Raw genomic sequence first — 21,306 nt, 5'->3', positions numbered from 1 at the left:
GCGATGACCACCGCCGTACTCGATACCCTCGTCGCGGTGCGGCGAACCGCCATGGATCTGCTCGCTAGACGCGAGCACGGTCGAGTCGAACTGACGCGTAAATTGCGTCAGCGCGGCGCTGAGGCGGAAATGATCGAAACAGCCCTCGACCGGTTGACGGAAGAAGGGCTGCTTTCCGAAGCCCGTTACCTTGAAAGTTTTGTTTCCTACCGTGCCCGTTCCGGCTATGGCCCTTTGCGCATTCGCGAAGAGCTGGGCCAGCGTGGTTTGCAACGCGCCGATATCGAATTCGCTCTGCGTGAAAGCGGTATCGACTGGCAGGAGCAGCTTCGCGAGACGTGGCAGCGCAAGTTCTCCGGACACTTGCCGATCGATGCCAAGGAACGCGCCAAGCAAGGCCGCTTCCTCGCCTATCGGGGTTTTTCGATGGAGATGATCAACCGCTTGTTCAGCGGCAGAGGGATGGACGATTAAGACGGTTGAACAAAAAACGGCCCGCTATGGAAATAGCGGGCCGTTTTTTTTTGCCTTCAACTTACCTTTGATGGCTCACGTGCACGTTGGGTGGTCTGCGGTTTGCTGTGGGCCCAGTTTTCCGGGAGATTGATGTAATCCACCAGCTCCCTGAGTCGGCCATGGTTCCGGGCATTGAACGCGAAGGCCAACCGCACCAGATGGCTGTACTGCGCTTCGTCATGTTCTTCGCCGCTGTAGGCGTGTTGATGGAAATGGTCACTCAGGCACAGATCAGCGAAAGCATCTTGCATATGTTCCAGAGCCTGCTCGCTGAGTTTGTGATGCATACGAATCACGAACTGACGCTTGAGCCAGCGGCTGGAGTGGAAGTTGCTGTAGAACTGGTTGATCTGCTGCACCGCCTCATCGACGCTGTAAACCAGGCGCATCAGTTTCAAGTCAGTGGGCAGAATGTAGTGGTTTTCTTCGAGCTGCTGGCGAATGAAATCCAGGGCGCCCTGCCAGAACGTACCCCCCGGCACGTCCAGCAACACCACGGGCACCAATGGACTTTTACCGGTCTGGATCAGTGTCAGTACTTCCAGTGCTTCGTCCAGGGTGCCGAATCCGCCAGGGCACAGCACAAGCGCATCGGCCTCCTTGACGAAGAACAGTTTGCGGGTGAAGAAGAAATGGAATGGCAGCAGGTTGCCAGTACCATTCACGGTCGGGTTGGCATGTTGTTCGAAGGGCAGGGTGATGTTGAACCCGAGACTGTGATCGCGCCCGGCGCCTTCGTGCGCGGCGGCCATGATCCCGCCACCAGCACCGGTGATGACCATCATGTCTGATCGCGTCAGGGCCGCGCCGAGTTCCCGGGCCATCGTATATAAGGGGTGCTCGACCGGCGTGCGCGCCGAGCCGAATACCGTGACTTTGCGTCGTCCCTTGAATTGTTCCAGCACCCGGAACGCCTGCTCCAGTTCGCGCAAGGCTTGCAGGGTGATCTTGGCGTTCCAGCGGTTGTGATCCTCTTGGGCCATGCGCAACACGGTCAGGATCATGTCGCGATAAATCGGCAGGTTCGGGCTGTCGGGGGAAACCTGAGTGAGTTGTTCTTCGACCTTGCTGATGAGGTCGGGGAGTTGTTCCTGAAAATGCCGGCTGAGCAGGTCATTCGGTTGGTAAGGCATTCAACGTCTCCTTCTGCACAGAGCTGTGGCTCTGACGTGCGGCGTCAGTGCCGCGCTGCAAAAACACACACGATCGGCAGTTCCTTTGCTGCCGTGAACAGATGATCGGAATACTTTGAATCTAGACCCTTGCACGCAATTGCGCTGACTTCATCATTGCCATGCGGACTCGTTGCGGGCAACCGCTCATTGTTTTTTGCCGCAATGAGTTCACCGCTCGTCCGAACGTCCACCGTAGAGCAAACACTCTGATTTACTGACTTACAGGCACCGTACGACAGTTTTGCGACAACGTCTGTACGCAAGGTGCACGCTTTTCAAGGATTCGCGGTGGCATGGAGGCGGGATAGATGGCCAGAGTGGTTCTGGAAATCGATACGCAGTTGTATCGGATGCTGAAAGCATCAGCCGAGACCAATCAAGTGAGTCTCGAAGAGGAGTGCTGCCGTCGGTTGGCAGGTGGAGAACGACGTTCTCGCTACTTGCAGGCCCTGGTGGCCGAATTGCGCGCCGAGGATGAACAACGGCGCGCCAATACCCGATGATTACTTCTTCTTCGCCGGGGCAGCTTTCGGGCAATCGGAATCCTGGTAGCTGGCCGAGCCGATGGCCTTGTTGGTTTTATATTCACTGAAGTCGTAACGCATGATCGCACCTTTGGCCATCAGCTTGCGGTACGACGGGTTATTGCACACCGAGGCACCGAGCTGGAAATACACGGCTTTTGGATCGGCGCGCATCTTCTCGGCGTGGCTGGCTTGCACGCTCAGGTGGTTGATCAGGGTAACGCCTTCAACGGTGTAGCCCTGATCGAGAATGTCTTCGTTGATCGCCCGTGGTGTGCCGACGCTGCTTTGTTCGGCGATGTTGCGCAGTTCCCGGTTGAGATTCTGCTCTTTCAGGGACGCAGCCTGTGCGCTGAAGGACAACGCCAATGCGATGGCCGCGGTAGGAACGATAAGGCGCAGCATGAAACTCTCCTGATTCAGTGACTGGTGGTTCGACCAGCCCCGTGGCTGTGCGTTCAGTGGCGGCGAATTATAGGGGAGCCGGTCTGGACGGTACAGGCTTGTGCCCGTCGCTCTGATAAACTGGCGATCTTTATTGCCTTGCCGAGTGTTGTTCGTGTCGAGTTTTCCTGCCTCCGGGCGCTGCCTGCAATGAATCACGCCCCCAACGCGGTCGCCCGCCTGCGCGACCAGCGCGAAGATGAAGGTATCAAGCCGATTCAGGCCCGTGGTTTTCGCTCCGAGCGTTGTCGCGACTGTCGGGTGATCATCAGCCATTGCCTGTGCGCCTGGCGACCGACCGTCGAAACCCGTTCCGGGGTGTGCCTGATCATGACCGGCAAGGAAGTGTTCAAGCCGAGCAACACCGGCTGGCTGATCGCCGATGTAGTGCGCGACAACCACGCATTCATCTGGTCGCGCACCGAGCCGGACGAACAGATGCTGGCGCTGCTAAATGATCCGCAATGGCAGCCGTATCTGGTGTTTCCCGGCGAATACGTCGAACCGTCAAGGGTCACCAACACCGTAGTGCCTGATAGCAGCAAGCGTCCGTTGTTCATTCTGCTGGATGCGACCTGGACCGAGGCGCGCAAGATCTTCCGCAAGAGTCCGTACTTCGACCGCTTGCCGATCCTGAGCCTGCTGCCCGACAAACTTTCGCGTTATCGCCTGCGCCGCTCCACCCGCAGCGAGCACCTGTGTACCGCCGAAGTTGCAGCGTTGTGCCTGGAGTTGGCGGGGGACAGCGATGCCGCTTCGGCTCTGGACGCTTATTTCGATGTGTTCAGCCAGCATTATCTGGGTGCAAAGCAACAACTGGACGTCAACGAGTCGACCCCGGCCCACGCCGAGTTGTTGCCTTATATACGAAAGCCGCAAGCCGTGTTGGCCCGATAGTGGCCCATACTCCACACAGCGGCGGCCGTGCTGCTTGACCACCCCGGCTTCGCTGGGCATGCTTGGCGCCGATTGGGGTGCGGCCAAGGTTTGAAACGCCGTGTTTGCAGGAGATTGGCGTTGAACGTGCCCTTGTGGATAGCGCTGTGCGGCGGTATCTCGAGTTGCTTTGGTGAGCCCCGAATGCGTCGGGTCTGCCATCAAAAAACAGGATCATTTGAAAAATGGCCACATACGACATCCTGATTGCCGATGATCACCCTCTGTTTCGTAGCGCACTGCACCAGGCGGTGACCCTGGGCCTTGGCCCGGATGTGCGACTGGTGGAGGTGGCGAGTATCGCCGAACTGGAAACGCGTCTGACCGAAAAGGCTGACTGGGATCTGGTCCTGCTGGATCTGAACATGCCCGGCGCTTTTGGCTTTTCCGGGTTGGTCATGCTACGCGGTCAATATCCGCAGATTCCGGTGGTGATGGTTTCGGCGCAGGAAGAAGCCTCGGTCATGGTCAAGTCTCGCGAGTTTGGCGCCAGTGGCTTTATTCCCAAGTCCAGCGACCTGAGCGTGATTCAGCAAGCCGTGCGCAGGGTGCTCGATGGCGACGTGTTCTGGCCTCCGCAGGCGTTCGAGGCGGTCAGCGTCTCCGCCGAAGCCAAAGCCGCCAGCGACGGCCTTGCCAGCCTGACCCCGCAACAGTTCCGCGTACTGACCATGGTCTGTGAAGGCCTGCTGAACAAGCAGATTGCCTACGAGCTGAACGTGTCCGAAGCGACCATCAAGGCCCACGTCACCGCGATCTTTCGCAAGTTGAACGTACGCACCCGGACACAGGCTGCCTTACTTCTGCAACAACTTGAGTCAATTCCGAGCCAATAAAGGCTGGCGTCTTCACGCTTTTTTGACTTTTGTTGCTCTAGCTTTCCCACTCCTTTCTGGTTGGTTTTTACGTTATGTCACCTTTCAAGGGCCAGACCGGCCTGAAACGCATCCTCAACGCTTCCGGTTACTCGCTCGACGGCCTGCGCGCAGCCTTCACCGGCGAAGCCGCATTCCGCCAACTGGTGCTGCTCAATGTGGTGCTGATTCCGCTGACGTTCTTCCTGAATGTCAGTCGCGTTGAACAGGCGCTGCTGATCGCCGTGTGCCTGCTGGCGCTGATCGTCGAGTTGCTGAATTCGGCGGTGGAAGCGGCCATTGACCGCATTTCACTGGAACTGCACCCGTTATCGAAGAATGCCAAGGACATGGGCAGCGCCGCGCAATTCGTGGCACTGAGCATGATTGCCCTGGTGTGGGCGGTGATTCTGCTTTAAGCGATACTCGGCAAGACGATCTCGTCGCTGCGCTGCACCCCGGCGGTGAAAGCGCGGCACAGATCGAGAAACTCACGCATGGCCGAGGTCTGGTATTTCTGCTTGTGCCAGATGAAGTAGAACTGCCGGGACAGATCCAGATCCGGCGTTTCCACCGCCACCAGGCTGCCGCGCCGAAACGCATCACGCAGCGCCAGCCGCGAAATGCAGCCAATCCCCAATCCCGATTCCACCGCACGCTTGATCGCCTCGGTGTGTTCCAGCTCCAGGCGGATATTCAGCGCACTGCGATGGTGACGCATGGCCTGATCAAAGGTCAGCCGCGTACCAGAACCCTGTTCACGCAGAATCCACGCTTCGTGCGTCAACTCTTCCATGGTCGCGCTGCCGCGCTTGGCCAATGGATGCTGCGGGGCGCAAAACACCACCAGTTCATCTTCGACCCAGCTCTGTACCTCGATGTCCGGGTGGCTGCAGTCGCCTTCGATTAGACCCAGATCAATTTCGTAGTGGGCGACTTGATGCACGATATTGGCAGTGTTCTGTACATGCAGCTTCACCTGGCTTTCCGGATGGCGCTGCATGAAGCCGCCGATCAACAGGGTCGCCAGGTAATTGCCGATGGTCAGGGTGGCGCCCACCGACAGTGAGCCGAAGCCGGACTTGCCGTTGAGCAGATCTTCGATTTCCTTGGACTGGTCGAGCAGTGCCACCGCTTGCGGCAACAGCTGTTTGCCGAGGGCATTGAGGCTCAGCCGTTTGCCGGCGCGGTCGAACAGCTGGCAGCTGGACTGGCGCTCCAGTTCGGTGATCGAGGTGCTCGCCGCCGACTGCGAGAGGTTGAGCAGACCCGCAGCACGGGATACGCTTTCCTGCTGGGCGACGGCGACGAAGACTTGCAGTTGACGAAGAGTAAATCGCATATCGATATAACCGATAACCCTTATCTTAATAATCCAGTTAACAGATATTGTCGTCGCTATTAGAATGCGTTGCAATTGCGCACTGTCGGCCGCAAAGGCGAGCGCAGACCCAATATCCAGGAGTCCCACGTACATGAGCAACATGAACCACGAGCGTGTCCTCAGTGTTCATCACTGGAACGACACTCTGTTCAGCTTCAAGTGCACCCGTGATCCGGGCCTGCGCTTCGAGAACGGTCAGTTCGTGATGATCGGCCTGCAACAGCCCAACGGCCGCCCGCTTATGCGCGCTTACTCGATCGCCAGCCCGAACTGGGAAGAGCATCTCGAGTTCTTCAGCATCAAGGTGCCTGATGGTCCGCTGACCTCGCAGCTGCAGCACCTGAAGGAAGGCGACGAGATCATCATCTCGAAAAAGCCTACCGGCACCCTGGTGCTCGACGACCTGAATCCGGGCAAACATCTGTATCTGCTGAGCACCGGCACGGGTCTGGCGCCATTCATGAGCGTGATCCAGGACCCGGAAACCTACGAGCGCTTTGAAAAAGTGATCCTGGTGCACGGCGTGCGCTACGTCAACGAAGTCGCCTACCGCGAATTCATCACCGAGCACCTGCCGCAGAACGAGTTCTTCGGTGAAGCGCTGCGTGACAAGCTGATCTACTACCCGACCGTGACCCGCGAGCCGTTCGAGAACCAGGGCCGTCTGACCGACCTGATGCGCAGCGGCAAGCTGTTCAGCGACATCGGTCTGCCACCGATCAATCCGCAGGACGACCGTGCGATGATCTGCGGCAGCCCGAGCATGCTCGACGAGACCAGCGAAGTGCTCGACAGCTTCGGCCTGAAGATCTCGGCGCGGATGCGCGAGCCGGGTGACTACTTGATCGAGCGTGCGTTCGTCGAGAAGTAAGCCCCACGAAAAAGCCCCCATTGCCGGCGAAGGCAATGGGGGCTTTTTTATGCCCGAAATATTTCCTTCATTCCTGCCTCAATCCATGTAGGAGCTGCCGCAGGCTCGGGCCGCGATCGGACGATCTTTTGATCTTAAAAAGGCAAGATCAAAAGATCGTCCGATCGCGGCCCGAGCCTGCGGCAGCTCCTACATGGGGAAGTGTTTCAGGCAGTGGCGGGGATGACTTCCAGCACGCAAATCTGTTCCGGCGTCGGGTAATGCCAGCGCACGTCCAGATCCCAGAATTGCGCACCGTACTCGCGTTCTGGCACCGGCGTCTGATACGCCGGACGCGGATCCTGGGCCAGGCACTGCTCGATCAACTCGACCAGTGGCTCGCCAAGACGCTGAGCATGGCCGTGCGCCTGTTGCAGCGCGGCGTCCTTCCACTGCACGTCAATCAGCTGTGGCGCCGCGCTGGCGATGCTGTTGGAGGCGTCAGCGATGATATCGGCGTAAGGCACATAGGGTTTGATGTCGAGAATCGGTGTGCCGTCGAGCAAGTCGATCCCCGAGATAAACAGGCGATTGGCCTCGACCTTGTCCAGCTTCACCACTGACTGCCCGATGCCATTGGGCCGGTGCGTCGCACGGGTGGCGAACACGCCCATGGACTTGTTACCGCCCAGACGCGGTGGCCGCACCTTCAGACGCGGCTTCTCTTCCAGCGCCTGATGAAACAGGAACAACAGCCAGACATGGCTGACCTGCTCCAGCCCTTGCACGGCGTCTCCCTGATCGAACGGCGCCACCAGCTCCAGCACGCCACGGGCGGCGGGGGCCAGTTGCGGCTGGCGCGGGATGGCGAACTTCTCCTTGAAACAGGAGCGCACGAAGCCGATGGGGGAGACGCGGTAAGTCATGTCGCGTGATCAGCCGCGAACGCGCAGGGTCAGGCCCTTGAGGAAGTTGCGCAGCAACTGGTCGCCGCACGCGCGGTAATTGGTGTGGCCGACCTTGCGGAACAGCGCGCTCAGTTCAGGTTTGGACACCGGGAACTCGGCAGCCTTGAGGATCGCGTGCATGTCGTCTTCCTTCAGTTCGAACGCCACGCGCAGCTTCTTCAGGATGATGTTGTTGGTCACTGGCACTTCGATCGGCTGCGGCGGACGGCTTTCGTCCTTGCCGCGCTTGAACACCACCAGACCGTCGAGGAAGTGCGCCATGACTTCGTCCGGGCAGCGTACGAAGCCTTCTTCGTCTTCTTCTTTCTTGTCGAGGTACGCGACGACGTCTTTCAGCTCCACGTCCAGGCCGCCGAGCTTGATGATCTCGATGACTTTCTTGTCGCTGATGTCGAGCATGTAGCGCACGCTGCGCAATACGTCGTTATGAATCATGTGGGTAATCCTGATATTTCGTTGTGGGCAACGCGCAGGCGCGTTGCCGGAGTGTGTGGCGGCAACAGAGACGTCAGAACTTCTCTTTGCCGGACAGGTAGCGCCATTGGCCCACCGCAACCTTGCCGATCGACACGCCGCCGATGCGGATGCGACGGATGCCGACGACCTTCAGGCCAACCGCTGCGCAGAACTGCGCGATGATCCCCGGCTGCGGGTTCTTCATGGCGAAGCGCAGGCGGTTTTCGTTCTGCCAACTGGCTTTGACCGGCGGCAGCTCCTTGCCCTTGTGGGTGAGGCCGTGTTGCAGGCGATTGAGGCCGTGGGCAACCATGTCGCCTTCGACTTCAACCACATATTCCTGCTCGATCTTGGCCGCATCGGCAGTCAGCTTGCGCAGTACTTTCCAGTCTTGAGTAAACACCAGCAGACCGCTGGCCTTGGGCTGCAGATCGGCGCTGGCCGTCAGGCGCAGAAAGTGGCCGCGCAAAGGGCGTTTGCCGTAGCGGTGCTCTTCGCTGAGGGTGTCGGCGCTAAGCGATTGCATGGCGGTGTCGACGTCCATGCCCGCCGGCACGTTCAGCAGGATGGTCACTGGCTCCGGCGCGGTGGCCTGAGCGTCCTTGTCGAGCTCGACCTTCTGCTCGCCGACCTTGAATTGCGGTTCGTCGATCACTTCGCCGTCCACGGTGACCCAGCCGCCCTCGATGAACAGCTCGGCCTCGCGGCGGGAGCAACCCACCAGTTCGATGAGGCGTTTGGAGAGGCGAATCGGGTCAGTCATGACAGGGCCGTAACAAAAAAGGGGTGGGCATTGTACCTGCCTGGCGCCGGTTAAGCCCGGTTCCATTTGCAGGCGCTGCCGAAGGCTGCGATCTTTTGATCTTCAAAAAGCAAAAGATCGCAGCCTTCGGCAGCTCCTACAGTGGGATTTTGGTGTGTCAGGCATGGCTTGAGCGCTGCTGGTTCTGCCGCAAGCGCATATGCAGCAACGGGTACGGCTGGCCCATGCCATCCACTTCCGAGCGGCCGATCACTTCAAAACCCTGCTTGAAATAAAACCCCAGTGCCTGCGGGTTCTGTTCGTTGACGTCGAGTTCATCGGCATTCAGATGCTGCATGGCGTAGTTGAGCAGTTTCTTGCCCAAACCCTGACCGCGATGCTCGGGATCGATGAACAGCATCTCGATCTTGCCCGCCGCCACCCCGGCGAATCCGGTGATGCGGTGCTGATGATCCCTGGTGCAAATCAGCATCACCGCGTCCAGATAGCGGGTGAGCACCAGATTGCGCAGTAACTCGATGTAGCTGTCCGGCAGAAAATCATGGGTCGCGCGGACCGAGGCCTCCCAGACCCGGGTCAGTTCCTGATAATCGCTGAGTTTCGGCGTGTGAATGACCGAATGCTGACGCATGCCCGGCTGCCTCTTTTCAAGTGGATGAGCGGGATTCCTTCCCACTGCAAACGATAGACGCAAAAAAGCCCCGCATCTCGTAAAAAAGAGCGAGGCTTTTTTGATACCCGCGCAATCCCTGTAGGAGCTGTCGAGTGAAACGAGGCTGCGATCTTTTCAAGATCAAAGGATCGCAGCCTTCGGCAGCTCCTGCAGGGTGTGCGGTGGTTAGATCTGCTCAGCCCACAGGTCGTATTCGTCAGCGTCAGTCACCTTGCACCAGACCTTGTCGCCCGGCTTGAGGTTGCTGCCGTTGTCGATGAACACGTTGCCGTCGATTTCCGGGGCATCGAAGAAGCAGCGGCCGACTGCGCCTTGCTCGTCGACTTCGTCCACCAGCACTTCGATTTCACGGCCGATGCGCATTTGCAGGCGTGCCGAGCTGATCGCCTGCTGGTGCGCCATGAAACGCTCCCAACGGTCCTGCTTGACGTCGTCCGGCACCACTTCCAGGTCCAGGTCATTGGCAGGCGCGCCATCGACTGGCGAGTACTGGAAGCAGCCGACGCGGTCGAGCTGGGCTTCGGTCAGCCAGTTCAGCAGGTACTGGAAGTCTTCTTCGGTTTCGCCCGGGAAGCCGACGATGAAGGTCGAACGGATGATCAGGTCCGGGCAGATTTCGCGCCAGTTCTTGATCCGCGCCAGGGTCTTGTCTTCGAACGCCGGGCGTTTCATCGACTTCAGCACTTTCGGGCTGGCGTGCTGGAACGGGATGTCCAGGTACGGCAGGATCTTGCCGGCGGCCATCAGCGGGATCAGCTCGTCAACGTGCGGGTACGGGTAAACATAGTGCAGACGCACCCACACGCCGAGGGTGCTCAGCGCTTCGCAGAGTTCGGTCATGCGGGTTTTCACCGGCGCGCCGTTCCAGAAACCGGTGCGGTATTTCACGTCGACGCCGTAGGCGCTGGTGTCTTGCGAAATCACCAGCAGCTCTTTGACGCCGGACTTGACCAGGCGCTGGGCCTCGTCGAGCACATCACCCACCGGACGGCTGACCAGTTTGCCGCGCATCGACGGAATGATGCAGAAGCTGCAGCTGTGGTTGCAGCCTTCGGAAATCTTCAGATAGGCGTAGTGACGCGGGGTCAGCTTGATGCCTTGCGGCGGTACCAGATCGATCAGCGGGTTGTGATCCTGACGCGGCGGCACCACTTCGTGCACCGCGTTGACCACTTGCTCGTACTGCTGCGGACCGGTCACGGCCAGCACGCTCGGGTGTACGTCGCGGATATTGCCTTCTTCCACGCCCATGCAACCGGTGACGATCACCTTGCCGTTTTCCTTGATCGCTTCACCGATCACTTCCAGCGATTCAGCCTTGGCCGAGTCGATGAAACCGCAGGTGTTGACCACCACCACGTCGGCGTCCTGGTAGGTGGACACTACGTCATAGCCTTCCATGCGCAGCTGGGTCAGGATGCGCTCGGAGTCGACCAGTGCTTTCGGGCAACCCAGAGATACGAAGCCAACCTTTGGATTGGCCGGCGCAGGAGTGGTGGACATGTCTAACCTCGGTATTTTGTGACGCTGCTTGCCGTGTGGGAAAGCCGACGGATGGGCGCTTAGGGCGCGCCTCTGATCAAAAAGTGCGCAATTCTAGCGATGAGCAACGCACTTGACCAGCTTTATGCAGGGAAATACGACGAGTGCTGCGCTATGCTTCGCGCCGTTGAGCTTTACCAGTTTTTTACAGTCAACAAAACGTCTGTAACAACAGGTAAAACAGCGCATGCTGCACCACAAAGCATAGTGCTTCATTCAAAGAAGCCGGTTTGAGAATCAGGAGTGTTGGATGGGTCAGGCAAGTAGTCAGGCGGCGGGCGCCGAGCATTCGGCTGCAAAACCGCTGAGCATGCTGGTCGCGGCAGTCGGGGTGGTTTACGGCGACATCGGCACGAGCCCGTTGTACACCCTCAAAGAAGTGTTTGCCGGTCACTACGGGGTGCCAGTCAACCACGACGGGGTCTTCGGGATTCTGGCGTTGATTTTCTGGTCGTTGATCTGGGTGGTCACGATCAAGTACGTGTTGTTCGTACTGCGCGCCGACAACCAGGGGGAAGGCGGGATTATGGCGCTGACTGCCCTGGCGCGACGTGCATCGAGTCGCTACCCGAAGTTGCAGGCGGTACTGGTGATTCTGGGGCTGATTGGAGCAGCGCTGTTTTATGGCGACAGCATGATTACCCCGGCGATTTCCGTGTTGTCGGCGGTTGAAGGTCTGGAGCTGGCGTTCGACGGTCTGGAGCGCTGGGTGGTGCCGATGGCACTGGTGGTGCTTGTCGCACTGTTCCTGATCCAGAAACACGGCACCGATCGCATCGGCAAGCTGTTTGGCCCAGTGATGGTGGCATGGTTCCTGGTGCTGGGCGGTCTGGGTATCAGCGGGATCGTCAGACACCCTGAAGTGTTGAATGCGCTGAACCCGATCTGGGGCGTGCGCTTCTTCATCGTGCACCCGGGCATGGGCGTGGCGATTCTCGGCGCGGTAGTGCTGGCATTGACCGGCGCCGAAGCACTGTACGCCGACATGGGCCACTTCGGGCGCAAGCCGATTGCCCGCGCATGGCTGGTTCTGGTGCTGCCGGCGCTGGTGCTGAACTACTTCGGTCAGGGCGCATTGCTGCTGGAAAACCCGGAAGCGGCACGTAACCCGTTCTACCTCTTGGCGCCGAACTGGGCACTGGTGCCACTGGTGATGCTGGCAACCCTGGCCACGGTGATCGCTTCGCAAGCGGTAATTTCCGGTGCGTTCTCGTTGACCCGTCAAGCCATTCAACTCGGCTACATCCCGCGCATGCACATTCAGCACACGTCCAGTGCCGAACAGGGGCAGATCTACATTGGCGCGGTGAACTGGGCGCTGATGGTCGGCGTGATCCTGCTGGTGATCGGTTTCGAGTCCTCCGGCGCGCTGGCGTCTGCCTACGGTGTGGCGGTGACCGGCACCATGCTGATCACCAGCATCCTGGTGGCGGCGGTTATCCTTCTGCTGTGGAAATGGCCGCCGCTGCTGGCGGTGCCGATTCTGCTCGGCTTCCTGCTGGTCGATGGCATGTTCTTCGCCGCCAACGTGCCGAAGATCATCCAGGGCGGTGCGTTCCCGGTTCTGGCGGGGATTGTGTTGTTCATCCTGATGACCACCTGGAAGCGTGGCAAGGAGTTGCTGGTCGATCGTCTCGACGAAGGCGCGTTGCCATTGCCGATCTTCATCAGCAGCATTCGCGTGCAACCGCCGCACCGCGTGCAGGGTACCGCCGTGTTCCTCACCGCACGCTCCGACGCGGTGCCGCACGCGCTGTTGCACAACCTGCTGCACAACCAGGTATTGCACGAGCAAGTGGTACTGCTGACCGTGGTCTACGAAGACATCCCGCGCGTGCCGCCATCGCGGCGCTTCGAAGTCGAGGCCCACGGCGAAGGCTTCTTCCGGGTGATCCTGCACTTCGGCTTCACCGACGAGCCGGACGTGCCGCAGGCGCTGAAACTGTGCCACCTGGATGAACTGGACTTCAGCCCGATGCGCACCACCTACTTCCTCAGCCGCGAAACGGTGATCGCCTCGAAACTCGAAGGCATGGCCCGTTGGCGCGAGGCGCTGTTTGCGTTCATGTTGAAGAATGCCAACGGCAACCTGCGTTTCTTCAATCTGCCGCTGAACCGGGTGATTGAACTGGGGACGCAGGTGGAGATGTAGGCCTGCATCAACTGAAAAGCCCTCGTCAGTCTTGGCTGGCGGGGGCTTTTTTGTGGCCGCGTATAAACCTCAAATCTACCGAAAACCAGCTGTAGGAGTGAGCCTGCTCGCGATGGTGGAGTGTCAGCTTGCAAATCAGTGACTGACACTCCGCCATCGCGAGCAGGCTCACTCCTACAGGAGAATGGGGTGGTCCTCTGGAATGTAAAAAGCCTCCGACATCGTGAGATGGCGGGGGCTTTTTTGTGGCCGCGTATAAACCTCAAATCTACCGAAAACCAGCTGTGGGAGTGAGTCTGCTCGCGAAGGCGGAGTGTCAGTCGACCACTTCAGATCAAAAGATCGCAGCCTTCGGCAGCTCCTACATGGAATGCAAAACCTGTAGGAGCTGCCGAAGGCTGCGATCTTTTGATCTCTGTGCCTCTACAGGCTTTCAGGCAGGTTGGCTTCGGGATTCGGTCTTGGTTCGTTCAGATCGTGAGTCCTGCGCAATTTCCTGTAGGCGTGAGCCTGCTCGCGATGGCGGAGTGTCAGCTTGCAAATCAGTGACTGACACTCCGCCATCGCGAGCAGGCTCACTCCTACAGGGGAATGGGGGGCTGCTCTGGAATGTAAAAAGCCTCCGACATCGTGAGATGGCGGGGGCTTTTTTGTGGCTGCGTATAAACCTCAAGTCCACCGAAAACCAGCTGTGGGATTGGGCTTGCTCGCGAAGGCGGAGTGTCAGTCGACCACTTCAGATCAAAAGATCGCAGCCTTCGGCAGCTCCTGCATGGAATGCAAAACCTGTAGGAGCTGCCGAAGGCTGCGATCTTTTGATCTCTGTGCCTCTACAGGCTTTCAGGCAAGTCGGCTTCGGAATTCGGTCCTGGTTCGTTCAGATCGTGAATCCTGCGCAATTTCCTGTAGGAGTGAGCCTGCTCGCGATGGCGGAGTATCAGCTTGCAAATCAGTGACTGACATTCCGCCATCGCGAGCAGGCTCACTCCTACAGGGGAATGGGGGGCTGCTCTGGAATGTAAAAAGCCCCCGACATCGTGAGATGGCGGGGGCTTTTCGTTTTGCCGGATCAGATCACTCTGTCGGCTGATCCTTGCTCTGACGCTTCTCGATCAAGTCCACCAGACGCTTGGCCAACGCAGGGTAGTTCTCGTCGAAGTGGTGGCCGCCGGGCAGTTTCACCGCTTCGCCGACTGCCGTCTTGTCGGTGCAGCCGCTTTCGTCGGTTTCTTCCGCGCCGTAGATGCAAACTACTTTGGCGGCGGGCAGCTTGGCCATTTCCGGGCCAGTGGCGGCTTCTTTGCCAGCGTTGCCGAGCCAGCCTTCGACTTCGATTTCGAAGCTGCCGGTGCGGGCGAAGGCCAGCAGGATGATGGCGTCGACGCGTTGCTGCTCAGTCTCCGGCAGGCGGTTGTAGATCGCCGGCAGGACGTCGGCACCGAACGAGTAACCGGTCAGGATGAAGCGCTTGGTGCCCCATTTCTGGCGGTAGTGCTGCATCAGCTCGGTCAAGTCCAGTGCGCTTTGCTCAGGGCTCTTGTGCTGCCAGTAGTAGCGCAGGGTGTCGATGCCGACGACGGGATAGCCAATCTTGGCCATCTCGCCGGCTACGTCGCGGTCGAGGTCGCGCCAGCCGCCGTCACCGGAGAGAAACAGGGTCACGGTATCTTTGGCCTGGCCGGCCGGCACTTCAACCACCGGGATCGCCAGACCGCCGTTGGCCTTGTCGCCGCCGACGAGAATCTTGCGCAGCTCGTTGTTCAGCACTTGCGGCAGGTTGATGTCGTAGTCACTGATGCTGGTTTCGGCGTTCGGTTGATCGCGTACGAAACCGGCGCTGGTGTCGTCCGGGTTGTCGTTCCACGCCACCAGCCAGTGGCCATGAGCCGCGGATTTCGGCAACAGGTGGGTGCAGCCGGGTTTTTCCAGGGCCAGGTCAACCGAGATGGCCTGGGCCTTGTCGTCCTTCTGCTCGGACAACCAGCGCCAGGCCAGCACCGCGCCAGGGCCGATACCGCTGACCAGTGTGGCCGGGCCATTCAGTTCGCGCAGGCCGGTTTGCAGGGCGCGGCTCTGTTGCAGGCAGTCCTTGGGCAAAATCACCTGAACGATCTGCGCCGAGGCGCTGCGGCTCAGGGTGCTCAGTTGGTTGTCGGTCAGCTTCTGGTCGTCATTGACCGCGACCAGCACCTGCGCTTTGGGCTGGGTGCCGGGAATGACGCGGGTCATGACCGTGCCGTCGGCAGCAGTCAGTGGTTGCAGCGTCGGTTGCGGTGCCGGGCGTTTGAGGTACCAGTAACCGCCGCCGGCAATCACGGCCAGCACGATCAGTGCGGCCAGGATGTACTTCAGGGAGCGTTGAATCATCAGCGTTTCACCAATCCAGTCAAGCCGCCCGCGATCAGGGCAGCAGTATCGGCCAGCGCCACCAGCGGATCGAGTCCGGCGGGCACTGCCATATAACGGGGTTCCCAGTCAGGCTGGAACTTGTCTTTGAAGCGGCGCAAGCCTTGGAAGTTGTACAGCTGCTCACCACGGCGGAAGACCATCGAGCCCAGACGCTGGGTCAGCGGTGCACCACGCCGGGGTTGCAACCCCGACAACGGCACCATGCCCAGGCTGAAGCGCGCGTATCCGTGACTCTTATAGTGTTGAATCAGGCCGACCATCAGGAATTCCATGGTCAGCTTGGGGGCGTCCGGGTGCGAGCGCATCAGATCGAGACTGGCCAGGTCATGGCTGTAAGTCTCGAGCAGGTTGGCGAACGCCACCGGGCGGCCTTCGAAGCGAATCACTGCAATGCGGAAATGCTTCAGGTAATCGTCGCTGAATCGACCGAGGGAGAAACCTTTCTCGCGCACGTTCTTGCCGGTCAGCCACGCATCGGAAATCACTTTCAACTCGTCCATCGGCGCCTGGCCCGGCTCATGGATTTCCAGCGACAGGCCGTCGCGGGTGCCACGGTTCCAGGTGTAGCGCAGGTCCTTCATCTCTTTGCCCTTGGCTTCCAGGTCAAAGCGCTGCAGATCGACCCGGGCTTCTTCGCCGAGCTTGATCGCGGTCAGGCCGATGTCCATGTAGTACGGCAGGTTTTCCGCACGTACCTGATAGAACACCGGACGGGCGTGATGGATGTCGCACAGGTCGCGGAACTGCCAGATCATCTCGGCGCGTTGCTGTCCGGGGCCGATCGGGTCGTACAGTGCCACCAGGCTACGGCCACGGCGGGCGTACATCAGGAAGGCTTCGTCGTTCTGGTGAAACAGCAACGCCTTGTCACCGGTCAGCGCGAGGCCACCATCGGGTTGCGACGAGGCCATCAGGATTTTTGCGGCGCGATCCAGTTCGTCCGGGGTCGGCAGGTGGATCACCGGGCGCGCGGTACGCAGCAGCCAGGTCAGCGCGATCACCAGCAACAGCACGGCGGCGCCGAGCAACGAGCGCAAGCCGCGCGGGGCGTCAGCGTCGAGGGTGAACTGCCACCACAGTTGATGGCTGTAAGGCACGTCCTGATAGGCGAACAGCAGCAACCAGGTCGAGGCGCCCAACACGCAGAGACTGGCCACCAGATACAGCGGCGAGAACGGCAGTTCGGTCAGGCGACTCGGGCGATAGAACGAGCGGCGAAACACTCCCAGCAGCGCAGCGGTGAGTGTCATCAGCGTGGCTTCTTCCCAGTCGAAGCCTTTGAGCAGCGAGAGCAGGGCGCCGACCAGCAACAGAATGGTGGTCAACATCCACGCGGCTGACAGGCGACGGCGCAGGCCCTGCGCCAGCATCAGACACAGCACACCGATCAGACTGGCGCCGAAGTGCGAGGCGTCGACCAGTCGATGCGGGATCAGAAAGCCGATGTGTTCAAGACGCGTGTCGATCTCCGGGGTGGCGCCGGAAAACAGCAGCACCACGCCGGACAGGAACACCAGCACCGCCAGAATCGGCGCGGCCAGACCGGATGCGGCGCGCATGGTCTGGGTCTGGAACAGGCGCTGGCCTTCGTTGATCAGCAAAAACAGGCAGGCCACCAGCAGCGGCAGCACCACATAGATCAGGCGATAGAGCAGCAGGGCGGCGGCCAGCGGCGCGGCACCGAGAGTGTCGGCAAACGCAGCGAGCAGGATCGCTTCGAAAACCCCGACACCGCCAGGCACGTGGCTGAGGACGCCGGCGGCCAGGGCCAGCAGGTACACCAGCAGGAACGCGCCGAACGGCGGGGCTTCCGGCAGCAGCAGATAAAGCACGGTGGCCGCTGCGGCGACGTCGAGGGCGGTGATGATCAGTTGCAGGAAGGTCAGGCGTCGGCCGGGCAGGCGCAGCGTCCGGCGACCGGCCCTGACCAGCAGGTTGTCGCGGTACGGCTGCTCCGGCAGGCGGCGGCGATAGATGCCGATCGCCAGAATCGCGCCCAGACCCAGCACCACCATGGCAATCGTGCCGAGCAGGCCTTCTGACAGGCCCAGTGCGGCGGAGGCCGCGGGCAGGTCGCTCAGGGTCGCAAGGGCGGCCAGCGGTGGCAGGGCGCAACCCAGCGACAGGCTGGCGAACAGGGTCATGTGCGCGACTTCCGACGCCCCCAGGCCATGGCGTGCATATAAACGGTAGCGCACCGAGCCACCGGACAGCAGCGACAAGCCTATGGCATTGCCAATCGCAAACGCGGTGAAGCCGCCCAGCGCCAGAGTGCGCGGCGGTAGCGTCACGCCGGCATAGCGGCTGGCCGACCATTCATAGCCAAGCAGTATGATGAAGCCGACCACCGTCGCACCCACTGCGCCGAGCAGGGCCGGTTTCGGCACGGCCAGGATCGAGTCGTGCAATGCGTAGAGATCGAGCTCGCTCAGCAGGTGGCGACAGGCAATCAGCGCAATGGCAAACAGCAGCAACGTGACCGCCAGACCGATCGGCTGGCGATATTTGCTCAACCGATCCAGCAAGCGCAGGCGCTCGGGTTTGATCGGTTGTTCTGCTGTGACGGTGTCTTGTGAATCAGACGAGTTGGCGCGCATCAATCACCTCTTGGATTGTGCGCGACAGGATGGAGGTATCCAGCCAAGTTACCAATCCCTGTAGAAAAAAATAATCACAAAATACTACGCCTCTCATCCGGGATCGGCGAGGGCGGGTCATGGATTGCAGACGTCTTGCCTGCGACTCAAGCATAGTCGCAACTGGGCGGTCTGATGATCCTGAGCGTTTCACTGCAGCGTGACAGATCATTGTTGCGAAAGGACTTTTTTCACAGATACAAAAAAGGCCACTCTTTCGAGCAGCCTTTTTTGATGTTTGGTTGCGGGAGCCGGATTTGAACCGACGACCTTCGGGTTATGAGCCCGACGAGCTACCAGACTGCTCCATCCCGCGTCTGTGTGGCGGCATTCTACAGGCGAACGGCGAGGTGTCAACCGCTAATCCCGTAAAGGGTCAAATAAGTGTGAATTTGCGTCAAACGGTCGCAGTAGTGCGGTAAGTTTCGGAAATGCAACGAATTCCTGTTCGCCCGGATGTGCGTGATGCGGAAGCTGGTCTGAAAAACACACAGGCACAAAAAAGGCCACTCTTTCGAGTAGCCTTTTTTGATGTTTGGTTGCGGGAGCCGGATTTGAACCGACGACCTTCGGGTTATGAGCCCGACGAGCTACCAGACTGCTCCATCCCGCGTCTGTGTGTCGGCATTCTACAGAGGATCGCCGGGCTGTCAACCTTGAATCTGGATAATTCTGTTCCTGTTCAATCGGTTAGCGCTTTTTACGGTGCGGACGAAGGGGGCGCAGGGCAGGTGGGGCAAGGCTTTCAGCTCTATCGGTCGGTGATTTTTGATTGAGGAAATAAATTCATCGTTGTTTTCCTACAGCCTGAAAAGAACATTCAGACTACTGGTGCTATATACAGGTGTCAGTGAGATACTGCGTTTCCGGCTCGCCATGTTTCCTTTTCTGTCATGACCCAGCGAAAAATCATCCACGTCGACTGTGACTGTTTCTACGCCGCCATCGAGATGCGCGACGACCCGAACCTGGCCGGCAAGCCGCTGGCGGTGGGCGGGTCGGCGGATCGGCGTGGGGTGATTGCGACCTGCAACTATGAAGCGCGGGCGTACGGCGTGCGTTCGGCGATGTCATCCGGGCATGCCTTGAAGCTGTGCCCCGACCTGACTATCGTCAAGCCGCGCATGGATGCCTATCGCGAAGCCTCGAAGGAAATCCATACGATTTTTCGCGATTACACCGACCTGATCGAGCCGCTGTCGCTGGACGAGGCCTATCTCGACGTTTCCGACAGCGCGCATTTTGGCGGCAGCGCCACGCGCATCGCGCAGGATATTCGCCGGCGTGTTTCCAATCAGTTGCATATCACCGTGTCTGCCGGCGTGGCCCCGAACAAGTTTCTGGCCAAGATCGCCAGTGACTGGAAGAAGCCCAACGGGTTGTTCGTGATTACCCCGGATCAGGTCGAGGATTTTGTCAGCGGCTTGCCGGTGAGCAAGTTGCACGGCGTCGGCAAGGTCACTGCCGACAAACTGGGCAAGCTCGGTATCGTCGATTGCCTGCAACTGCGCGAGTGGGACAAGTTGGCGCTGGTGCGCGAATTTGGCAGTTTCGGTGAGCGACTCTGGAGTCTGGCCCGTGGGATCGATGACCGGTTGGTGCACAACGACAGCCGCCGTCAGTCAATCAGCGTGGAAAACACCTACGACGTCGATCTGCCGGATCTGCGCAGTTGCCTAGACAAGCTGCCGGAGCTGCTGGAAACCCTGAAAACCCGCATGGAGCGGATCGACAGCAGTTATCGACCGGGCAAGCCGTTCGTCAAAGTGAAGTTTCATGACTTTACCCAGACCACACTGGAACAAGCCGGAGCGGGGTGCGATCTGGGCAGTTATCAGTTGATGCTGACGCAGGCGTTCAATCGGGGCGGGAAACCGGTGCGGTTGTTGGGGGTGGGGGTGAGGCTGGAGGATTTGCGCGGTGGGTTTGAGCAGATGGAGTTGTTTGAACGGTAGATGTGCGGTGTCTGTCAGGACCTCTTCGCGAGCAGGCTCGCTCCCACATTAGATTGCATTTCACTGTGGGAGCGAGCCTGCTCGCGAAGCTTTTGCTGTTAATTCGGTCCAGGATCGGCGACCAGACGCCCCGCATCCTTGGTCAGCGACTTGAGAAACTCGGCCTGCAACTCAGGATCGTTACGCGTCAGTTCGATCAGGCTTTGCTCCAGCTCGCTGGCTTCTTCTTCCAGACCCAGTTCCGACAGACGCTTGACCCGGTGGACCCACTGGCTCACTTCGTCGTCTTCCAGATCGTCGTAAATCAACCCGTGCGCTTCGAGCAACTTGCTGCGCAAATGGCTGCTGATCGCCAGGGATGAATCGCTGTGCACGTCATCCTTGCCGTCTTCGACGCTGATCTGCAGTTTGCCGATATGATTCAGGTCATTTTCGGCGAACGGACTGTCCAGCAGGTTCAGGCGCAGCACGCCGTTGCGGTCGGTGGTCATGTCAAAGGTCTGCTTGCCGGCCTTGACCTGCACCGGGCGCTCGCTCCACGGCAGGCTCGAATACTCCGTGCGCTTGTCGCGCTGGACTTCATCGATACCGGCCAGGTTCTGTTGCGCACGACCGTGGGACTGCACGTTCATGAACGGGTTGACCCCGGCAATGCCGTAGTTCAACCAGTCCTTGGTCACGCTGTCCGGCAGGTTGCCCAGGGCGAATACGTTGACCACATTGGCGCCGATACCGGCAACCACGGCCACCGCACCCAGCGGAATCTCGTAGATTTCGCGCCAGGGCTGGTAAGGCGTGTAGCGATCGTAACGGCGGGTGACTTCGAACTCGGTGACTTCAAAGGTCTTCTGTTCGTTGATCTTCACGCGTCGTTGCGGCAGCTCGAGCACCTTAGGCTCACCGACATCGATCTGCAGGCTGTGATCGAGCAATTTGCGCTCGACCCGCTCTTCGTGCTCGCTGCGTTGTGACATTTGATTGGCACAGCCGCTGACCAGCAGGGCGCCGCACAAGGCGGCACCACCGAGGCCCAAGGTGTTTCGCTTGAACATGAGGTCTCTATCTGGAT

General features: G+C 59.6%; 19 protein-coding genes and 2 tRNA genes. 8 read left to right on the top strand and 13 right to left on the bottom strand.

Annotation, left to right across the window (positions count from 1 at the left end):
- Positions 1 to 3 precede the first annotated feature (3 nt).
- Positions 4 to 474, top strand: a complete 471-nt coding sequence (gene recX, locus BW33_RS22175; protein WP_047601220.1) for a recombination regulator RecX — start codon at positions 4 to 6, stop codon at positions 472 to 474.
- A 56-nt stretch (positions 475 to 530) separates the two neighbouring features.
- Here the strand turns inward: recX and BW33_RS22170 are convergent, their stop codons facing one another.
- The gene (locus BW33_RS22170) at positions 531 to 1,649 is read right to left on the bottom strand and encodes a TIGR00730 family Rossman fold protein (RefSeq protein ID WP_047601219.1); all 1,119 of its coding nucleotides are present in this window, start codon (positions 1,647 to 1,649) and stop codon (positions 531 to 533) included.
- Between the two features lie 350 nt (positions 1,650 to 1,999).
- Here BW33_RS22170 and BW33_RS22165 point away from each other — a divergent pair, with 350 nt between their 5' ends.
- On the top strand, positions 2,000 to 2,194 hold the full coding sequence (locus BW33_RS22165; protein ID WP_027611087.1) for a hypothetical protein: 195 nt from the start codon (positions 2,000 to 2,002) through the stop codon (positions 2,192 to 2,194).
- On the opposite strand, the gene BW33_RS22160 is transcribed toward BW33_RS22165, so the two are convergent.
- The gene (locus tag BW33_RS22160; protein WP_047601217.1) at positions 2,195 to 2,620 is read right to left on the bottom strand and encodes a PA3611 family quorum-sensing-regulated virulence factor; all 426 of its coding nucleotides are present in this window, start codon (positions 2,618 to 2,620) and stop codon (positions 2,195 to 2,197) included.
- 189 nt (positions 2,621 to 2,809) lie between these two features.
- On the opposite strand from BW33_RS22160, the gene BW33_RS22155 reads away from it, so the two are divergent.
- The 3 genes from BW33_RS22155 (at position 2,810) to BW33_RS22145 (ending at position 4,868) form a co-directional block, all read left to right on the top strand.
- Entirely contained in the window at positions 2,810 to 3,556 is a 747-nt protein-coding gene (locus BW33_RS22155; protein ID WP_047601216.1) for a tRNA-uridine aminocarboxypropyltransferase, read from the top strand.
- 224 nt (positions 3,557 to 3,780) lie between these two features.
- The gene (gene erdR / locus BW33_RS22150) at positions 3,781 to 4,431 is read left to right on the top strand and encodes a response regulator transcription factor ErdR (protein WP_047601215.1); all 651 of its coding nucleotides are present in this window, start codon (positions 3,781 to 3,783) and stop codon (positions 4,429 to 4,431) included.
- Between the two features lie 74 nt (positions 4,432 to 4,505).
- Positions 4,506 to 4,868 carry a diacylglycerol kinase gene (locus BW33_RS22145; RefSeq protein ID WP_003222276.1) on the top strand — a complete coding sequence of 121 codons (363 nt, stop codon included), beginning with the start codon at positions 4,506 to 4,508 and terminating at the stop codon, positions 4,866 to 4,868.
- Here the strand turns inward: BW33_RS22145 and BW33_RS22140 are convergent.
- Positions 4,865 to 5,791: a LysR family transcriptional regulator gene (locus BW33_RS22140; RefSeq protein ID WP_025110814.1), complete on the bottom strand. Its 927-nt coding sequence runs from the start codon at positions 5,789 to 5,791 to the stop codon at positions 4,865 to 4,867. The genes BW33_RS22145 and BW33_RS22140 overlap by 4 nt on opposite strands.
- A gap of 133 nt (positions 5,792 to 5,924) precedes the next feature.
- On the opposite strand from BW33_RS22140, the gene fpr reads away from it, so the two are divergent.
- Positions 5,925 to 6,704, top strand: a complete 780-nt coding sequence (fpr, locus tag BW33_RS22135) for a ferredoxin-NADP reductase (protein ID WP_003222277.1) — start codon at positions 5,925 to 5,927, stop codon at positions 6,702 to 6,704.
- Positions 6,705 to 6,910: 206 nt separating this feature from the next.
- Here the strand turns inward: fpr and tsaA are convergent, their stop codons facing one another.
- From tsaA to rimO, 5 genes are all read right to left on the bottom strand, one after another.
- Positions 6,911 to 7,609, bottom strand: coding sequence for a tRNA (N6-threonylcarbamoyladenosine(37)-N6)-methyltransferase TrmO (gene tsaA / locus BW33_RS22130; protein ID WP_047601213.1), 699 nt, complete (start codon positions 7,607 to 7,609; stop codon positions 6,911 to 6,913).
- Between the two features lie 9 nt (positions 7,610 to 7,618).
- Complete coding sequence (locus BW33_RS22125; protein ID WP_027611093.1) at positions 7,619 to 8,086, bottom strand: DUF1456 family protein; 468 nt, start codon at positions 8,084 to 8,086, stop codon at positions 7,619 to 7,621.
- Positions 8,087 to 8,159: 73 nt separating this feature from the next.
- On the bottom strand, positions 8,160 to 8,870 hold the full coding sequence (locus tag BW33_RS22120) for an rRNA pseudouridine synthase (RefSeq protein WP_047601211.1): 711 nt from the start codon (positions 8,868 to 8,870) through the stop codon (positions 8,160 to 8,162).
- 157 nt (positions 8,871 to 9,027) lie between these two features.
- On the bottom strand, positions 9,028 to 9,501 hold the full coding sequence (locus BW33_RS22115) for a GNAT family N-acetyltransferase (RefSeq protein WP_047601210.1): 474 nt from the start codon (positions 9,499 to 9,501) through the stop codon (positions 9,028 to 9,030).
- A gap of 207 nt (positions 9,502 to 9,708) precedes the next feature.
- The gene (gene rimO, locus BW33_RS22110) at positions 9,709 to 11,046 is read right to left on the bottom strand and encodes a 30S ribosomal protein S12 methylthiotransferase RimO (RefSeq protein WP_024011887.1); all 1,338 of its coding nucleotides are present in this window, start codon (positions 11,044 to 11,046) and stop codon (positions 9,709 to 9,711) included.
- 349 nt (positions 11,047 to 11,395) lie between these two features.
- On the opposite strand from rimO, the gene BW33_RS22105 reads away from it, so the two are divergent.
- Positions 11,396 to 13,237: a potassium transporter Kup gene (locus tag BW33_RS22105; protein WP_432214152.1), complete on the top strand. Its 1,842-nt coding sequence runs from the start codon at positions 11,396 to 11,398 to the stop codon at positions 13,235 to 13,237.
- A 1,074-nt stretch (positions 13,238 to 14,311) separates the two neighbouring features.
- Here the strand turns inward: BW33_RS22105 and BW33_RS22100 are convergent.
- From BW33_RS22100 to BW33_RS22085, 4 genes are all read right to left on the bottom strand, one after another.
- Complete coding sequence (locus tag BW33_RS22100) at positions 14,312 to 15,604, bottom strand: virulence factor family protein (protein WP_047601207.1); 1,293 nt, start codon at positions 15,602 to 15,604, stop codon at positions 14,312 to 14,314.
- Entirely contained in the window at positions 15,604 to 18,243 is a 2,640-nt protein-coding gene (gene mprF / locus BW33_RS22095) for a bifunctional lysylphosphatidylglycerol flippase/synthetase MprF (RefSeq protein ID WP_047601206.1), read from the bottom strand. Before mprF ends, BW33_RS22100 begins: the two co-directional genes overlap by 1 nt.
- Before the next feature lie 278 nt (positions 18,244 to 18,521).
- Positions 18,522 to 18,598: transfer RNA gene (locus tag BW33_RS22090), tRNA-Met, on the bottom strand.
- Positions 18,599 to 18,818: 220 nt separating this feature from the next.
- Positions 18,819 to 18,895, bottom strand: a tRNA-Met gene (locus tag BW33_RS22085).
- 280 nt (positions 18,896 to 19,175) lie between these two features.
- Between BW33_RS22085 and dinB the strand changes: the two genes are divergently transcribed.
- Positions 19,176 to 20,237: a DNA polymerase IV gene (gene dinB / locus BW33_RS22080; RefSeq protein WP_047601204.1), complete on the top strand. Its 1,062-nt coding sequence runs from the start codon at positions 19,176 to 19,178 to the stop codon at positions 20,235 to 20,237.
- A gap of 98 nt (positions 20,238 to 20,335) precedes the next feature.
- On the opposite strand, the gene BW33_RS22075 is transcribed toward dinB, so the two are convergent.
- Positions 20,336 to 21,289: a hypothetical protein gene (locus tag BW33_RS22075; RefSeq protein ID WP_027614341.1), complete on the bottom strand. Its 954-nt coding sequence runs from the start codon at positions 21,287 to 21,289 to the stop codon at positions 20,336 to 20,338.
- Positions 21,290 to 21,306: the final 17 nt, after the last annotated feature.

The sequence above is a fragment of the Pseudomonas sp. RIT288 genome (assembly GCF_000631985.1).
Lineage (GTDB): Bacteria > Pseudomonadota > Gammaproteobacteria > Pseudomonadales > Pseudomonadaceae > Aquipseudomonas.
Note: the sequence above shows the minus strand (reverse complement) of the source record. Positions and strands in the feature narration are given on the sequence as shown.

What these genes read in the sequence shown, in the direction of transcription:
- BW33_RS22100 (WP_047601207.1), bottom strand. Translation starts at nt 15,604, where the DNA reads ATGATTCAACGCTCCCTGAAGTACATCCTGGCCGCACTGATCGTGCTG.
- BW33_RS22105 (WP_432214152.1), top strand. Translation starts at nt 11,396, where the DNA reads ATGCTGGTCGCGGCAGTCGGGGTGGTTTACGGCGACATCGGCACGAGC.
- BW33_RS22140 (WP_025110814.1), bottom strand. Translation starts at nt 5,791, where the DNA reads ATGCGATTTACTCTTCGTCAACTGCAAGTCTTCGTCGCCGTCGCCCAG.
- BW33_RS22165 (WP_027611087.1), top strand. Translation starts at nt 2,000, where the DNA reads ATGGCCAGAGTGGTTCTGGAAATCGATACGCAGTTGTATCGGATGCTG.
- BW33_RS22120 (WP_047601211.1), bottom strand. Translation starts at nt 8,870, where the DNA reads ATGACTGACCCGATTCGCCTCTCCAAACGCCTCATCGAACTGGTGGGT.
- dinB (WP_047601204.1), top strand. Translation starts at nt 19,176, where the DNA reads ATGACCCAGCGAAAAATCATCCACGTCGACTGTGACTGTTTCTACGCC.
- BW33_RS22115 (WP_047601210.1), bottom strand. Translation starts at nt 9,501, where the DNA reads ATGCGTCAGCATTCGGTCATTCACACGCCGAAACTCAGCGATTATCAG.
- tsaA (WP_047601213.1), bottom strand. Translation starts at nt 7,609, where the DNA reads ATGACTTACCGCGTCTCCCCCATCGGCTTCGTGCGCTCCTGTTTCAAG.
- BW33_RS22125 (WP_027611093.1), bottom strand. Translation starts at nt 8,086, where the DNA reads ATGATTCATAACGACGTATTGCGCAGCGTGCGCTACATGCTCGACATC.
- fpr (WP_003222277.1), top strand. Translation starts at nt 5,925, where the DNA reads ATGAGCAACATGAACCACGAGCGTGTCCTCAGTGTTCATCACTGGAAC.
- rimO (WP_024011887.1), bottom strand. Translation starts at nt 11,046, where the DNA reads ATGTCCACCACTCCTGCGCCGGCCAATCCAAAGGTTGGCTTCGTATCT.
- BW33_RS22145 (WP_003222276.1), top strand. Translation starts at nt 4,506, where the DNA reads ATGTCACCTTTCAAGGGCCAGACCGGCCTGAAACGCATCCTCAACGCT.
- BW33_RS22170 (WP_047601219.1), bottom strand. Translation starts at nt 1,649, where the DNA reads ATGCCTTACCAACCGAATGACCTGCTCAGCCGGCATTTTCAGGAACAA.
- erdR (WP_047601215.1), top strand. Translation starts at nt 3,781, where the DNA reads ATGGCCACATACGACATCCTGATTGCCGATGATCACCCTCTGTTTCGT.
- BW33_RS22160 (WP_047601217.1), bottom strand. Translation starts at nt 2,620, where the DNA reads ATGCTGCGCCTTATCGTTCCTACCGCGGCCATCGCATTGGCGTTGTCC.
- BW33_RS22075 (WP_027614341.1), bottom strand. Translation starts at nt 21,289, where the DNA reads ATGTTCAAGCGAAACACCTTGGGCCTCGGTGGTGCCGCCTTGTGCGGC.
- recX (WP_047601220.1), top strand. Translation starts at nt 4, where the DNA reads ATGACCACCGCCGTACTCGATACCCTCGTCGCGGTGCGGCGAACCGCC.
- BW33_RS22155 (WP_047601216.1), top strand. Translation starts at nt 2,810, where the DNA reads ATGAATCACGCCCCCAACGCGGTCGCCCGCCTGCGCGACCAGCGCGAA.
- mprF (WP_047601206.1), bottom strand. Translation starts at nt 18,243, where the DNA reads ATGCGCGCCAACTCGTCTGATTCACAAGACACCGTCACAGCAGAACAA.